Here is a 14,161-nt window from a genome sequence, read left to right as displayed (position 1 = left end):
TGTGGGGTGGCCCCCTATTGCCCTTTCGAATTGGGGTTGCCATGGGGGGGGGGGGGGTATTCTCCCGATGTGATTGCCCTTCAACCACCGAGCGGCCAGACATGACCACCATCACAGCAACCACCGCCACCCCGGCACGCGCATACAAACTGGTCGGCGCCGGCCGCCGGCAGTGGATCGGCCTGCTCTATGTCGCGCCGGCCGTTGCCCTTGTCGTCGTCTTCTTCATCGTGCCGCTTTGCATGACCGCGTGGATGTCGCTGCACAATTGGCCGCTGATGGGCGCGCATAGCTTTATCGGCCTCGACAATTACTGGGCGATCCTGCGCGATACCCGCTTCTGGAACGCGCTGAAGTTCACCGGCTACTACACGGTGGTGGTGACGATCGCGATCTTCGCCGTCGCCTTTCCGCTGGCGCTGTTCATCGAGCGGCCGCGGCAGCTGACCGGCTTCTACCGCACGTCCTTCTTCATGCCGGCGGTCATCGGCTTCGCCTCGGCCAGCCTTTTGTGGTCGTGGCTGCTCAATGTCGATTCCGGCCTGTTCAGCCCGGCCGCCTTCGAGCTTGGCCTGACCGAGAAGAAATTCAACCTGCTGGCGACCTTCCAGCCGGCCTTCTGGTCGATCATCGCCATGGTGGTGTGGAAGGTGGCGGGCTTCACCATGATCATCCTGATGACCGGCCTGCAATCGATCCCGCCGGACCTGCAGGAGGCGGCGATGATCGACGGGGCAGGGCCATTCGCGCGGTTTCGCGCCATCACCCTGCCGCTGATGCGTCGCACGCTGGCGCTGGCGCTGATCCTGTCGGTGGCCGGCTCGATTCTCGCCTTCGACCAGTTCTACATCATCCTGCGCGGCGGCCCGCGCAACCAGACGCTGACCGCCGTCTACTGGATCTTCAACCAGTCCTTCGTGTCGTTCAAGCTCGGCTACGGCGCCGCGCTGTCGATGGTCCTGCTGGTCATCCTGGTGGCGCTCAGCCTCATCCAGCTGCGGCTGCTGCGCCAGCCAGAGGGGGTCGACTGATGGCGCAGGCCCGCAGCCGCAAACGCCGGATAGGTATGCAGTTCGCAGAGCACGCCACCGGCATCACCGCGTCCATACTGTTCCTGGCGCCGATCGTCTGGACCGTTCTTTCGGCGTTCAAGCCGGCGCAGGAGGCGCGCCAGCCACCGCTGCCGCCCTGGCCGACAACTGGGTTCTCGCTCGAGAACTACGCCACGCTCAACACCTTCGGCGATGGCCTCTGGCTGCCGGCGCAAAACAGCATCTATGTCTCGGTCATGACGGTGGTGCTGTCTGTGATCGTCAGCGTGCTCGCCGGCTACGGTTTCTCGCGCTTCCGCTTTCCGCTGAAGAACCTGCTCTTCGTCGTCATCCTGTCGACGATCATGATCCCGTTCCAGTCGATCCTGACGCCGATCTTCCTGGTGCTGACAAAAATCGGCCTGCACAACACGCTGACCGGGCTGGTCTGCGTCTACGTCACGCTGCAGCTGCCGTTCTCAATCTTCATGATGCGCAACGCCTTCGACGCGGTGCCGCGCGAGATCGAGGAGGCCGCGCGCATGGACGGCGCCAACAATGTCACCATGCTGCTTAGGGTCATGCTGCCGCTGGTCTGGCCGGGCATCGTCACCATCGCGCTGTTTGCCTTCCTTGGCGCCTGGAACGAGTTTCTGGCGGCCCTCGTGCTGATGACCGACCAGTCCAAATTCACGCTGCCCATCATGATGACCGCACTCCAGTCCGGCCGCTTCGGCGCCATCGACTGGGGCGCCGTGCAGGCCGGCGTCACCGTGATGATGGTGCCGTGCCTGGTGCTCTTCCTGCTGCTGCAGCGCTTCTACATCCGCGGCCTGATGGCAGGAGCCGTCAAGTGACCAATCGAATTGAACGGAGTAAATTTATGACCGCATCGCAATCCGCCAGTCAGGGCGCCAAGCCGAAACTCGCATTCCGCCCGCTGCCGGTACCGCAGGTCGACGTGCGCGGCTTCTGGGGCGACCGTGTCGATGCCGTTGCCAGCAAGACCGCCGGCATCCTCTACGACCGCTGCGTCGAGGCGCGCATGCTCGAGCAGATCGATCCCGACCGGCCGTCGCCCGGCGTCGTCATTCCGTTCCACTCACCCTCGCCGGACGAGGCAGCCACCGCCGGCAACGAATTCACCGGATCGACGGTGACGACCCAGATGTTCTGGGACAGCGACTGGGGCAAGACCATCGAGACCGCCGCCTATTCGCTCTACCGCCGCCGCAACGAGGAGCTGGAGAAGAAGATCGACGCCGTCATCGACATGTACGGCAAGCTGCAGCAGCCCGACGGCTATCTGTCGAGCTGGTACCAGCGCATCCAGCCCGGCCTGCGCTGGACCAATCTGCGCGATTGCCACGAGCTCTATTGCGCCGGCCATCTGATCGAAGGCGCGGTCGCCTATTACCAGGCCACAGGCAAACGCAAGCTGCTCGATATCATGTGCCGCTACGCCGACCATATCGCAGAAACATTCGGTGCCGAGCCCGGCAAGAAGAAGGGCTATTGCGGCCACGAGGAGATCGAGCTGGCGCTGGTCAAGCTGGCGCGGGTGACGGGCGAGCGCAAATACATGGAGCTTGCCAAATACTTCATCGATCAGCGCGGCCAGCAGCCGCATTATTTCGACGAGGAGGCGCGCGCCCGCGGCGCCGACCCGAAGGCCTATCACTTCAAGACCTACGAATACAACCAGTCGCACAAGCCCGTTCGCGAGCAGGACAAGGTCGTCGGCCATGCGGTGCGGGCGATGTACCTCTATTCGGGCATGGCCGACATCGCCACCGAATATGGCGACGACACGCTGCGGGTGGCGCTCGACCGGCTGTGGGACGATCTCATGACCAAGAACCTTTACGTGACTGGCGGTCTCGGGCCATCGTCGCACAATGAGGGTTTCACTGCCGATTACGACCTGCCCAACGACACCGCCTATGCCGAGACCTGCGCTTCGGTCGGCCTGGTGTTCTGGGCAAGCCGCATGCTCGGCATGGGTCCCAATGCGCGCTACGCCGACATCATGGAGCGGGCGCTTTACAACGGCTCGATCTCCGGCCTGTCACTCGACGGCTCGCTGTTCTTCTACGAAAATCCGCTCGAAAGCCGCGGCGCCCACCACCGCTGGAAATGGCATCGCTGCCCGTGCTGCCCGCCCAATGTCGGACGCATGGTCGCTTCGATCGGCAGCTATTTCTACGGCCTGTCAGACGACGCACTCGCCGTCCATCTCTATGGAAACGGCACGGCTCGTTTCGATATCGCCGGGAACCAAATAGAGCTCACCCAAACCAGCAATTATCCCTGGGACGGCGCGGTCTCGATCTCCGTCGAACCGGAAGCGCCGACCGAGTTCACCTTGCACCTGCGCCTGCCGGCCTGGTGCCGCAAGGCGGCGCTTAAGGTCAACGGCGCCGATATCGATTTGGATGCTGTCACCAGTGACGGCTATGCCGCGATCCGCCGCGAATGGCGCAAAGGCGACCGCGTCGAGCTCGATCTCGAAATGGCCGTCGACCGCCTCTACGCCAATCCGCAGGTGCGGCAGGATATTGGCCGCGTCGCACTGGCGCGCGGACCGCTGATCTATTGCATCGAAGAGACCGACAATTCCAGCCAGCTGCACCGCATCGCTCTACCGCGAACGGCCGAGATCGAGGCACACAAACAGCCAAACCTTTTGGGCGGCGTCGTCACGCTTTCCGCGATTGCCAAAAAGGAGGCTTTCGAAAACTGGGAAGAGGGGCTCTACCGCACCGAACCGCCGGCGGTCGAGGAAGCGAAAGTGACCGCCGTGCCGTACTTTGCCTGGGACAACCGCGACCCCGGCGAGATGCTGGTCTGGCTCAGGGACGAATAAAGCCCGACGGCGGCGCCCGGCCGATCTCCTCGGCCACAAGTTCCTGCAGCTGCCAGAGATTGCGGTCGCGGATGCCGCAGGCGTCGAGATGGCGAATGGTCTCGAACAGATATTCGGCGCCCGAACCCCAATGGCCGACGGCCGTGGCCAGGGTCGCCGCTATCGCTCGCTTGTCGAGCTTGCCGGCATAGCGCGGATTGGCGGGATCGACAACGAAACCAAGCGCTTGGCCCATGCCGTTGCCCGTCCTGACCTGCAGCCAGCGCGGCACGTTGACGGCCGGCAGGATGGTCATCTCGCGGCGCAGCAGCGCTTCGAGATTGGCCGCCACTGGCTCGGCGATCTCGAACACCATCCCCTGGCATTGGCCGCCGCGGTCGAGCGCCATCATCAGGCCGGGCTGCTCCACCGTGCCCCTGAAGCGCTGCACCGTAAAACAGAACGAACGGTGCCAGCCCGTCGCTACGGCCCGTTCGCCACCCCTGACCTCGCCGGCCGGCTTCCATAGCAGCGAACCATAGGCGAACAGCTTCACCGGCCCGGCCGGCGCGCCGGCCAGCACCTCGTCGCGAATGCGCGCGTAATCGGCATCGGTCATGTAGACCATGCCCGGCGTCGGCCCGGCGTCCTCGACCGCCCGCAAGGTGCGGGCGACCAGCGCCCCGGTCAGCGCCATCGGTGCCTTGCGCGGCGCCGACTGACGCCGCGATGCGGCGGAAATGACCTTGCTCATCCTCGCACTCTCAGCTTTGCCGCCATGTTGCCGAAGGCTGGAGGATTCTCAAGGGCCGAGTACGCGGGCGCGGCATCAGGGTTCAAAACTGTCGTGTACAACAGCTTGACGGAATCGCACAAAATACGCGGCGGACTTTTGCGCGTCGAATTCCAGCCACGGCACCGCATCGCTCTGCCGCGAACGGCTGAGATCGAGGCACACAAGCAGCGAACCGTCTGGGCGGCGGCGTCACGCTTTCGGCGATTGCCAAAAGGAGACTTTCGAAAACTGGAAAGGGGCTCTACCGCACCGAACCGCCGGCGGTCGAGGAAGTGAAAGTCGGCGCCGTGCCGCATTTCGCCTGGCACAACCGCGACCCCGGCGAGATGCTGGTCTGGCTCAGAAGCGCCGGATAGCGGTATCGCCAATTTGAGCCGCGTGAACGCCTTGAATTCGCCGGGGCGCGCGTCATCTAGCTTTGAGTGGCGCCTGCCATTTGAACGGGTGGAGGCAGATTTTGGCGCTCGAAGCTGTCGCGCGTCCGAACGCCGGTGGCCGCTTTGTTGCGGTAGCCGTCGTCGCGGTGCCGTTGGCTTTCGTCGTCAGTGGGCTGGCCATTCGCTATGCCGCATTTGCTTCGGTTTCGGCAGAACCCGGCTTCGCGGCCTATGCCCAGGCGCTCTGCCGCTGGGATTGCGCGTGGTATGTCGGCATTTCCGAACACGGCTATGAGCGCTTTCCCATTCCAGGCCAGAGCAATGTCGGACGCTGGGGCTTTTTCCCGCTCTATCCGATGCTGGTGGCGGCAATCCGGTCTGTTTTCCGCTTTCCGACGATACTCGTCGCGTCGATCACATCGATTGCGTGCAGCTATGCCGCCTGTCTGGTGGCGTGGCCACTGCTCGAGAAGAACATGCGCGCTTATGTTCTGTATTGCGCCTTCCTGCTCAGCGGCCCCTTCTCCTATCACTTCACGACTTTCCTGACCGAACCTCTTTTCGTACTCCTGACTTCGTGCGTTTTTCTGGCGCTCAAACGCTCCAGCTATCTGGCTGCGGGACTGTCATCGGCTCTCCTGTCGGCAACCAGGCTCGTCGGGGTGCTCGTTGTATTCGCGACCGTCATTCAGATGTTCACGGATTACCGCGCAAAGGGCGGATCGACGCTGTCGTTCCCGCGTTGGCTGCTTGGCCGACCGGATCTGCTCGTCGCCATCTTCATCTCGCCAGCCGGCCTATTCGCCTACATCCTGTTTCTCTATCTGACCGTCGGCGACGGCTTTGCCTTCCTGCACGTGCAGCGCGCGTTTGGACGGGTGCCGGGCAATCCGCTCGCCTTTATATGGGACGGGTTTTCGGCCGTTCCGACAACTGGATGGCTGCCCACGGCGCCGCAATGGAGCGCGCTCGCCGCACTCATCGGACTGGCGCTATCGGCGGTTCTGGCGGTTCGCAGGCAATATGGCGCCGCGTTGTTCTGCGCCTGCTGCATCATCCTGCCGCTGATCACGAACCTGGCCTCGATGGTCAGATACGTCGTTGGGCTTGCACCTCTGACAATATTGCTGGCCATGCTGTCGTCGGCGTCGAAGCCGACTTTTCTTGCGGCTCTGGCTCTCTTCCTGGGCGCCTGTTATTTCATGACCGTGGCATGGATCGGAGGCTATCTTGCCCTGGTCTGACATTTCGGGCCGGTATCTGCGCGGGGCCAGGCTTGCCAGCTACGCGCTGGCGGCGGTTCTGGCGGGAACAGAAATCGTCATTCTTGCGCTTGCTCTCAATCCGAATGTCAACGCCGATTATCGCGCCTATTACATTGACCGGACGACGACCTGCCTCAATCGCGATGCGGTCGGCAGCTATACCCTAGGCGAGACGGTGTCGTTCCGGTCCGACGGAGCCAAAAAGGCAGCCGGCATGAGGGTCTGCGGCTGGTCGGGACCCGTTGCCGACGGCACCCATTCCCTAGGCGAGACCTCGCGGCTTCGCCTGAAGATACCGCCGCTCCACGACAGTGTGACGGCCACGCTGCAAATGGCCGCCGCCATTCGCCCGCCGCAGGTCACGCAGCGGGTCATTATTTCGGTGAATGGCGTTCGGGTGCATGCGGTGACGCTGTCCGGCAAAGAGCCGCGAACGGTCTCGTTCGTCATTCCAACGGCGGCCCTCGCCGAGGCCAGGATACTCGATGTCGCCTTCGACTACCTCGACGGCATTCCGCCAAGTCCGGCCGCCAGCAACATCTACAAGCGCGCCATCAAATTGTTGTCGTTCCGGCTCGATCCTGTTGAGCCGGGTTAGGGCGGGCGATCACGTTGCCGGCCGGGTCTTCGCTGCGCAAAAACCCACCGGTCGAGCATGAGAAGATTGACCGCTGGAACAAGCAAGCATGTAACCAGAATGGCGATGATCGGCGGCAGGCCGAGTTTGGCCGTCAAAACCGCCGGCGCCGCGTAGGCAACGGCGAAGCCTGTCGCCGTCAGCAAGAAAAAACGCGGAGCTTCCGATCGATGCGATCCGCTCGACGCGAAAGTCACGAACTTATGCGCGAGATAAGAAAACAGGGCGGCTGCGGTGTAAGCCGCGAGCGAGGCACCGACCGGCGAGAGGCCGAACCGTTGCCATTTTACCAAAGCGGTGGCCATCACTGCATAAAGGATCGTTGCGGCGATGCCGACCGACCCGAAGCGCGCCAGCACCCTCAGCCCGGCGTCGCCGGTTGAACGGCGCTCAGACACGCGCACTACACGCATACTGCGCTCCAAGCGGCAAAGGCGCGAATACCCGCTCGACCCTTCTGGCCAAGGGCCTTGCCGATGGCAGCAGCAGGAAATGCTCGGAGCGGATGTCCCGGAAGCCTGTTTCCTGAAAAACGGACCTCGCTTTGGCGGCGTTGAGCAGAACCGCGTCGTGATCGAACGGACACCGGAACACAGCAAGGCGCGTCAGTGGATTGTAGGGATTGTGCTCGATAATGCAGGCGACGCCGCCCGGCCGTACGACGCGCCGCATTTCCAGGAAGAAATCGAGCCAGGAGGAGGGCGGAACGTGATGGACGACGCAACTGGCGAAAGCCAGATCGAACGTGCCGTCCTCGTAAGGCAGCCCCTGAGTGCTGCAGGTCCTGTAGGCCACACGCGGATTGTGTTGGCTGGCGTGCAAAATCGATTCTTGCGAGACATCGCAACCATCGACGCTGTCGAAAGCACCGTCGAGGTAGGGGTGGAGCGAACCGACGCCACAGCCGACATCCAGCGCCCTTACAGCCGACCCACCCTGCCGAAGCTTTCGCTCGAAGACCAGACGCCGCAGCAGATCCGCCTTGGCGACAAGGAAGAAGTCGTGGCTGAGTCCGGAAAACCGGATGGACCCTTCGACCGCCTCGCCATAGTTGGATTTATAGCTGTCGAAGAGTTCGGCCATTGGCGGGGACTCCACTCCTGGGTTTGTGAAACGATCGGCGGCGCTCACCGGAGGCGGCACGCATCGACTCGTCGAAGCCGGTGAGCCGATCGATGACATAAAGCGGGCGGCGTTTCACCTCGGCGTGGATGCTGCCGACGTAGAGTCCGACCACGCCGGTCATGAAAAGGTTGATCCCGCACAGGAGCGACACGATCACCACCGTGGATGTCCACCCGGCAATGATCCCGGTTTCAAAAAACCAGGCAAAGATGGCGTAGGCGCCAAAGACCCCCGCAAGCGCGGAAATGACCAACCCGCCCCAGAGCGCCAGGCGCAACGGCTTCTCGGAGAAACTGACGATGCCGTGAACCGCAAGGTGCATCATCTTCCAGAACGGGTATTTGGTCTGGCCCAGGGTTCGTGCGTGGCGCTCAAATGGCACGGCCGTCTGCTTGAACCCCATCCAGCCGAACATGCCCCTGACGAAGCGGTCATGTTCGGGCATACGCTTGAAGGTTTCCAGCGCCTTGCGGCCGACTAGGCGGAAGTCGCCGACGTCGCGCGGAATATCGACCGACGTCATTTTCTCCAGCAGGCGATAGAAAAGACTTGCCGTAAAGCGCTTGAACCAGGATTCGCCCTCGCGCTTGACCCGGCGGGCGTAGACGATCTCGAAACCTTCCTTCCACTTAGCCACCAGATCGAGAACGACTTCCGGCGGATCCTGCAGGTCCGCATCCATGACGATGACGGCATCGCCCGCAGCGGCGTCCATGCCGGCGGTAATCGCCACCTGGTGGCCGAAATTGCGGGAAAATTCGATCAGCCGAAAGCGCGGCTCGGCGGCGACCACTTTTTGAAGGTATTCGACGCTTCCATCGCGGCTTCCGTCATCGACGAAGATGGCCTCCGTTTCGCCGTCCAGCCGGCCGATAAGCGAACTGATCCGCTCGATCAGCCGAGGCAGCACCTGTTCTTCATTGTATACGGGCAGGACCAGCGAGTAGCGCGGCGGTGACCTGTTCACCGTTATTCCCGGGCCTTGGACCACAGACTCTCGCATGCGGTTGAAAATGGAACGCAAGCTACAAAGTTCCAAAGGCAATTAAGAAACTGCTAATTTAGTTAGTTCTGAAGGGGATACCGATCCTCGAGGAGGACTGAAGGGTGTCGTGGTGACGTCGGACGTCCGCATCGAAGCGTGAAATTATCGGTAGGCTGCCGGCGCGATCGGCCTGGCGAGAAGCAGTCGCTGAGGCATAACCCGTTGACCGCATTGCCTGCTCCCGGACTTGCCTGTTGAAGCAGCACTACGGGTGACCTGAGCGTGCGGGCCGACCGCTTCGACGCATGTCAGACATGGCTCATGGAACATGGTCGCCGAGCCCGGCCGAGTATCGCGCTTGTAGGCCGCCGAGCGTCCTGGCCGGAACCTATCGTACCGGCCGGGCCTTAGCTGGTCCGGCCGGTACGATACAACACTAGCTGGCCAGACGAGGGCGGCCGTCAAGCGGCCGGCCGGATGTTTTGGTTCACCCGGAAGAGGTTGTTCGGGTCGTATTTCTTCTTTAGCGAGGCCAGGCGCTCGTAGTTATCGCCATAAGCCGCCTTGAGCCTTCCCTCGCCCTCGTCATCCATCATGAAGTTCAGATAGGCGCCACCCAGATCGAACGGATGCACGGCCTCCCAGTAGGCCTTGGTCCAGCGCGTCACCGGCCCCGCTTTCTGTGGGTCCGGATCGATCCCGGCGATGACCATCGACCAGGTCGCATCACGGTAATTCCAGGGTGTCTCGTCTTTGCCGACGCGATGGACCGCGCCGTCGATCGGATAGAGATGCATGAGCGATAGCTCGCTCGGTGTTTTCGCCGCCTGCTCGAGATGAGCGTCGATCGCCTCGTCGGACAGCGTCTTGACAAAATCGCCCCGCCAATACCACTGCATCCCCTTCGGGTAGAGCCCATCGAACATGCTCTGCACCGCGGGATAGGGCATCATTCCCATCCAATTGAACCAGGGCGCGGGGAGCGCATCGAGTAGCGGAGCCAGCGCCTCTCTGCCCTTTTCCTCCGGGCCGTTGTAGCAACACATCAGCAGACACATCCGCTTTCCCCAAAACTCTTCCGGGAACGGTGCGCTCGACAGGATCGTCTTGAGCCCGAGGAAGATCCCGAGTTCCTCGGGCGCGCGCGGCAGGAACTCGCGATAATGCTGCATGATGGTGCGGGCCTGGCGCTGATCCCATGCGATCGGCCCCGCAAAGACCATGCTGACCTGGTGGAGCTTGAACACAAAGCTGGTGACGACGCCGAAATTGCCGCCGCCGCCGCGAAGCGCCCAGAACAGGCTAGGGTTCCGCTCCTTGCTGGCGGTGACGAAGCTGCCGTCGGCAAGCACGACATCGGCCTCGACCAGATTGTCGATGGTCAGGCCATATTTGCGCGTCAGATAGCCATGGCCGCCGCTCAGCGTCAGTCCGGCGACCCCGGTGGTCGAGATGATGCCCGCCGGTACGGCCAGGCCAAAGGCATGGGTTGCGTGGTCGAGGTCGCCCTGAGTGCAGCCCGGACCCACCCGCGCCGTACGGGCATCCGGATCGACACGCACGCCGTTCATCGCCGACAGGTCGATCACCAGACCGTCGTCGCAACTCCCCAATCCTGGTCCGTTATGGCCGCCGCCACGTACCGCAACCAGCAAATTGTTGTCGCGGCCGAAATTCACCGCTGTGATCACGTCGGCCACGTCCACACAGCGGGCGATGATCAGCGGCCGCTTGTCGATCATGCCGTTGTAGAGCTTGCGGGCCTCATCATAGCGGGCGTCGCCGGTCCGGATGACTTCGCCCCGCAGGCTTGCTGCGAATTTGGTGATGTCTTCATCGTGCATGACATTCCTCCCTGTTATTGGACCTGTCGGCCGGTCGATGAAACGCTAATCCCGTCCGCTGTTCCCGCAAATGTCACATCGTCCATTTCTGTTGCCCGATCGTTCAGAGTAGGATTAGACCGGATGGGTAGTTGCTCGGGCGGCTGTATTGCCGGATAGTTCGAGATGCCTGGCCGAAAAACTCGTTGTCAAAGGGAGTAGCCGATCGTTTCCGGAGGTGTAGTGCATGGATGTCCTTTCCGATGTGCTCCGAGCCGTTCGCCTCACCGGTGCGATCTATTTCGACGTCGACGCCAGCTCTCCCTGGGTCGGCGAGTCGCCGGGCACGGCCGACATTGCCGCCGCCATCATGCCGGAGGCAGAGCACATCATTTCTTTTCATGCCGTGATGTCGGGCTCGTGCTGGGCCGCGCTGGCAGACGATTCGGTGCCCCCGGTGCTCGTGAACGCCGGTGATGTCGTTGTCTTCCCCGGTGGTGTTCCGAACGTCTTGAGCTCTTCGCCCGGAGCGCGGGGCGAACCCAATATGGCGATGTATTATCGGCCGATTGACGAGAGCCTGCCGTTCGCGGTGATCCATGGTGGCGGGGGAGACGAGCGGACCCGGTTCATTTGCGGGTATCTTGGCTGCGATGCACGTCCCTTCAATCCTCTCCTCGCTGCATTGCCGGCCATCCTGTGTGCCCGCAAGCCCGCCGATGGAAGCAGCTGGGTTATCGACCTGTTTCGGCTGGCGCTGGCCGAAGGTGGCAGTGGGCGGGCGGGCGGTGAAACGATCCTCGCCAAGCTGAGCGAGCTGATGTTTGTCGAGATCATCCGCCGCCATCTCGAGACCCTCCCCGGCGATTCGCGCGGCTGGCTGTCAGGCCTACGGGATCCACATGTCGGCGAGGCGCTCCGGCTCATCCACGCTCGCCCCAGGGAGGAATGGACATTGGACCGGCTCGCCCGCGAAGTAGGGCTCTCGCGCACGGCGTTTGCGAGCCGCTTTACCCACTATGTCGAGGTCTCGCCGATGCACTATCTTGCTCGCTGGCGTCTGCAACTGGCGGGACGTTTGCTCGAACGGCCCGAAATGAGCATTGCGCAAGCGGGTGCCGAGGTCGGCTACGAGTCGGGAGCCGCCTTCAATCGCGCCTTCAAAAAGTTCGTCGGCATTCCACCTGGCACCTGGCGAAAGGGACGGTCGGCGTTGCTCGAGGCTCAAAGATTGCCCGCTGGCGTCGTGCAATAGGAAAGAACTGGCCGGGCGTTGACGCTGCGGTCTGCGTGCCGCGTCCCAATGCTCGAAAGCCCCCTGGCACAAAGCGGTCGACGATGACCGGCCGCCTCGGCGCGCTAGGGCGAGGCGTTTCAGGCTTCGCGCCTCAATCCTTCGCGCGCTCGACATACGCGCCATCCGCCGTCATCACCACCACGCGGGTGCCGGCGCTGATGTGTGGTGGCACCAGGGTACGCACGCCGTTGGACAGCGTTGCCGGCTTGTAGGACGAGGACGCCGTCTGGCCCTTGGTCACCGGCTCGGTCTCGACCACCTCGAAAGTGGCGCGCTGCGGCAGTACCAGCGAGATGGCGATGCTGTTGTATTGCGAGATCTGCACCGGCATGCCTTCCACCAGGTAGGGCGCCATGTCGCCGACCACGCTCTCCGGCACCGCCACCTGGTCGTAGCTCTCCGGGTTCATGAAATGAAAGCCTTCGCCGTCCTGGTAGAGGAAAGTGTGCTCGCGCTCCTCGACATAGGCGCGCTCGACCTGCTCGGTGGTGCGGTAACGCTCGGAAACTTTAACCCCGTCGGAGATACGCCGCATGTCGAGCTGGGTGACCGGCGTACCCTTGCCAGGATGAATGTTTTCGGCAAAGAGGATCACATAAAGCTTGCCGTCCTTTTCGACGACGTTGCCTTTGCGTAAGGAGCTGGCGATGACCTTCACGGGTTTCCATCCTGATAAAATTTGTTGGCGCAAATCGGCTGGAGAGGCCGTTGGGTGCGGCCTAGCGCATCTTGGCCGCAATCGCCAGCCCTCTGTGCAATTCGCCTGAAGCCGATGACCGCCGCTTCGCCATGGTGGACGCCGCATGTCCATGCCGACCGCCGGCCGCGGCTGATCCTGCGCAACGCCATTGCCGCCGGCATGCGCGACTGGTTCGCCCGCCGTGACTTCGTGGAGGTGGAGACATCGGCCCTGCAGATCTCGCCCGGCAATGAAGCGCATCTGTCGGCCTTTGCCACCGAGGCGATCGGGCCGGACGGGCAGCGCCAGCCGCTCTACCTCCACACTTCGCCGGAATTCGCCTGCAAGAAGCTGCTTGCCGCCGGCGAGGAGCGCATCTTCAGCCTCGCTGCTGTGTGGCGCAACCGTGAGCGCGGCCCCTTGCACCATCCGGAGTTCACCATGCTCGAATGGTACCGCGTCGGCGAGGCCTATGAGAGCCTGATGCGCGATTGCGCCGAGCTCGTCGCGCTGGCGGCCGAACGGGCGGGCGCAAAGCGTTTTAGCTTCCGCGGCCGCGAGGCCGACCCGTTCGCCGAGCCGGAACGGTTGAGCGTCGCCGAAGCCTTCATGCGCCATGCCGGCATCGATCTGCTGGCGACTGTGGCAACCGATGGCAGCACCGACCGCGCGGGGTTGCATGCCGCCCTGGTCCAGGCCGGATTGCGGACCGCGCCCGACGACAATTGGGCCGACCTGTTCAGCCGGGTGATGGTCGAAAAAATCGAACCGGCGCTGGGGCAGGGGCGCGCCACCATTCTTTTCGGATATCCGATCTCGGAGGCGGCATTGGCCAGGCCGAGCGCCGACGATCCACGCACCGCCGAGCGTTTTGAGCTTTATTGCTGCGGCGTCGAGCTTGCCAACGCCTTTGGCGAGTTGATCGATCCGGCCGAGCAGCGCCGGCGCTTTGCCGCCGAAATGGACGAAAAGCAGCGTGTCTATGGCGAACGCTATCCGATCGACGAGGATTTCCTCGCCGCCCTCGCCATCACGCCGCAAGCGAGCGGCGCGGCGCTCGGCTTCGACCGGCTGGTGATGCTCGCCACCGGCGCGCTCAGGATCGACGACGTGATCTGGACGCCGGTGGCCGCTTCCTGAGGGATTGTCGATCTCGCCATTGCCGCTCACCTGCCTGACACTGGCAGCCCTGTTCAGGCGCTTGATGCCCCCGCTTTGCGCCTTCTCCCATTGCAGAAGCTGCATCGGGACAATAGATGGTGCAGCAGCGGCTGCCCTTCAGCCGGCCGGAAATAACAGGA

Annotated in this window: 14 protein-coding genes; 8 read left to right on the top strand and 6 right to left on the bottom strand. The window is 63.0% G+C overall.

What is annotated here, in order from left to right:
* The first annotated feature begins 101 nt into the window (after positions 1-101).
* The 3 genes from NKH43_RS07670 to NKH43_RS07660 are packed head-to-tail and all read left to right on the top strand — an operon-like array spanning position 102 to position 3,897.
* A complete protein-coding gene (locus tag NKH43_RS07670) occupies positions 102-1,031 on the top strand; it encodes a carbohydrate ABC transporter permease (RefSeq protein ID WP_352481297.1) in 930 nt (309 codons plus the stop codon).
* Complete coding sequence (locus tag NKH43_RS07665; RefSeq protein WP_352588500.1) at positions 1,031-1,888, top strand: carbohydrate ABC transporter permease; 858 nt, start codon at positions 1,031-1,033, stop codon at positions 1,886-1,888. Before NKH43_RS07670 ends, NKH43_RS07665 begins: the two co-directional genes overlap by 1 nt.
* 26 nt (positions 1,889-1,914) lie before the next feature.
* Positions 1,915-3,897, top strand: a complete 1,983-nt coding sequence (locus NKH43_RS07660) for a glycoside hydrolase family 127 protein (RefSeq protein ID WP_352857301.1) — start codon at positions 1,915-1,917, stop codon at positions 3,895-3,897.
* Here the strand turns inward: NKH43_RS07660 and NKH43_RS07655 are convergent.
* On the bottom strand, positions 3,884-4,630 hold the full coding sequence (locus NKH43_RS07655) for a gamma-glutamylcyclotransferase (protein ID WP_352857300.1): 747 nt from the start codon (positions 4,628-4,630) through the stop codon (positions 3,884-3,886). The genes NKH43_RS07660 and NKH43_RS07655 overlap by 14 nt on opposite strands.
* 314 nt (positions 4,631-4,944) lie before the next feature.
* Here NKH43_RS07655 and NKH43_RS07650 point away from each other — a divergent pair, with 314 nt between their 5' ends.
* From NKH43_RS07650 to NKH43_RS07640, 3 genes are all read left to right on the top strand, one after another.
* Positions 4,945-5,028 carry a hypothetical protein gene (locus NKH43_RS07650; RefSeq protein WP_352481318.1) on the top strand — a complete coding sequence of 28 codons (84 nt, stop codon included), beginning with the start codon at positions 4,945-4,947 and terminating at the stop codon, positions 5,026-5,028.
* A 101-nt stretch (positions 5,029-5,129) separates the two neighbouring features.
* A complete protein-coding gene (locus NKH43_RS07645) occupies positions 5,130-6,293 on the top strand; it encodes a putative hexosyltransferase (protein WP_352857298.1) in 1,164 nt (387 codons plus the stop codon).
* The gene (locus NKH43_RS07640) at positions 6,280-6,912 is read left to right on the top strand and encodes a hypothetical protein (RefSeq protein WP_352857297.1); all 633 of its coding nucleotides are present in this window, start codon (positions 6,280-6,282) and stop codon (positions 6,910-6,912) included. The genes NKH43_RS07645 and NKH43_RS07640 overlap by 14 nt, the downstream gene beginning before the upstream one ends.
* Here the strand turns inward: NKH43_RS07640 and NKH43_RS07635 are convergent.
* The 4 genes from NKH43_RS07635 to NKH43_RS07620 all read right to left on the bottom strand — a co-directional run bounded on the left by NKH43_RS07635 (position 6,909) and on the right by NKH43_RS07620 (position 10,905).
* Positions 6,909-7,310 (bottom strand): GtrA family protein, encoded by a 402-nt coding sequence (locus NKH43_RS07635; protein WP_352857296.1) that lies wholly within the window; start codon positions 7,308-7,310, stop codon positions 6,909-6,911. The two genes, NKH43_RS07640 and NKH43_RS07635, sit on opposite strands and share 4 nt — an antisense overlap.
* Before the next feature lie 31 nt (positions 7,311-7,341).
* On the bottom strand, positions 7,342-8,034 hold the full coding sequence (locus NKH43_RS07630; protein ID WP_023717157.1) for a class I SAM-dependent methyltransferase: 693 nt from the start codon (positions 8,032-8,034) through the stop codon (positions 7,342-7,344).
* Positions 8,009-9,079, bottom strand: a complete 1,071-nt coding sequence (locus tag NKH43_RS07625; protein WP_156948034.1) for a glycosyltransferase family 2 protein — start codon at positions 9,077-9,079, stop codon at positions 8,009-8,011. Before NKH43_RS07625 ends, NKH43_RS07630 begins: the two co-directional genes overlap by 26 nt.
* Positions 9,080-9,522: 443 nt before the next feature.
* A complete protein-coding gene (locus tag NKH43_RS07620; RefSeq protein WP_352481291.1) occupies positions 9,523-10,905 on the bottom strand; it encodes an FAD-binding oxidoreductase in 1,383 nt (460 codons plus the stop codon).
* A gap of 226 nt (positions 10,906-11,131) precedes the next feature.
* Between NKH43_RS07620 and NKH43_RS07615 the strand changes: the two genes are divergently transcribed.
* Positions 11,132-12,139 carry an AraC family transcriptional regulator gene (locus tag NKH43_RS07615; RefSeq protein WP_352481290.1) on the top strand — a complete coding sequence of 336 codons (1,008 nt, stop codon included), beginning with the start codon at positions 11,132-11,134 and terminating at the stop codon, positions 12,137-12,139.
* Between the two features lie 133 nt (positions 12,140-12,272).
* Here the strand turns inward: NKH43_RS07615 and efp are convergent, their stop codons facing one another.
* Positions 12,273-12,839 carry an elongation factor P gene (gene efp, locus NKH43_RS07610; protein ID WP_023717161.1) on the bottom strand — a complete coding sequence of 189 codons (567 nt, stop codon included), beginning with the start codon at positions 12,837-12,839 and terminating at the stop codon, positions 12,273-12,275.
* A gap of 114 nt (positions 12,840-12,953) precedes the next feature.
* On the opposite strand from efp, the gene epmA reads away from it, so the two are divergent.
* Positions 12,954-14,000, top strand: coding sequence for an EF-P lysine aminoacylase EpmA (gene epmA, locus NKH43_RS07605; RefSeq protein ID WP_352857294.1), 1,047 nt, complete (start codon positions 12,954-12,956; stop codon positions 13,998-14,000).
* Positions 14,001-14,161: the final 161 nt, after the last annotated feature.

This window comes from Mesorhizobium sp. M1163 (assembly GCF_040318415.1).
Classification (GTDB): Bacteria; Pseudomonadota; Alphaproteobacteria; order Rhizobiales; family Rhizobiaceae; genus Mesorhizobium.
The sequence above is the reverse complement of the archived record's forward strand: the minus strand, read 5'-3'. Positions and strand labels throughout refer to the sequence as shown.

What these genes read in the sequence shown, in the direction of transcription:
- epmA (WP_352857294.1), top strand. Translation starts at nt 12,954, where the DNA reads ATGACCGCCGCTTCGCCATGGTGGACGCCGCATGTCCATGCCGACCGC.
- NKH43_RS07665 (WP_352588500.1), top strand. Translation starts at nt 1,031, where the DNA reads ATGGCGCAGGCCCGCAGCCGCAAACGCCGGATAGGTATGCAGTTCGCA.
- NKH43_RS07615 (WP_352481290.1), top strand. Translation starts at nt 11,132, where the DNA reads ATGGATGTCCTTTCCGATGTGCTCCGAGCCGTTCGCCTCACCGGTGCG.
- NKH43_RS07630 (WP_023717157.1), bottom strand. Translation starts at nt 8,034, where the DNA reads ATGGCCGAACTCTTCGACAGCTATAAATCCAACTATGGCGAGGCGGTC.
- NKH43_RS07670 (WP_352481297.1), top strand. Translation starts at nt 102, where the DNA reads ATGACCACCATCACAGCAACCACCGCCACCCCGGCACGCGCATACAAA.
- NKH43_RS07625 (WP_156948034.1), bottom strand. Translation starts at nt 9,079, where the DNA reads ATGCGAGAGTCTGTGGTCCAAGGCCCGGGAATAACGGTGAACAGGTCA.
- NKH43_RS07655 (WP_352857300.1), bottom strand. Translation starts at nt 4,630, where the DNA reads ATGAGCAAGGTCATTTCCGCCGCATCGCGGCGTCAGTCGGCGCCGCGC.
- NKH43_RS07660 (WP_352857301.1), top strand. Translation starts at nt 1,915, where the DNA reads ATGACCGCATCGCAATCCGCCAGTCAGGGCGCCAAGCCGAAACTCGCA.
- NKH43_RS07620 (WP_352481291.1), bottom strand. Translation starts at nt 10,905, where the DNA reads ATGCACGATGAAGACATCACCAAATTCGCAGCAAGCCTGCGGGGCGAA.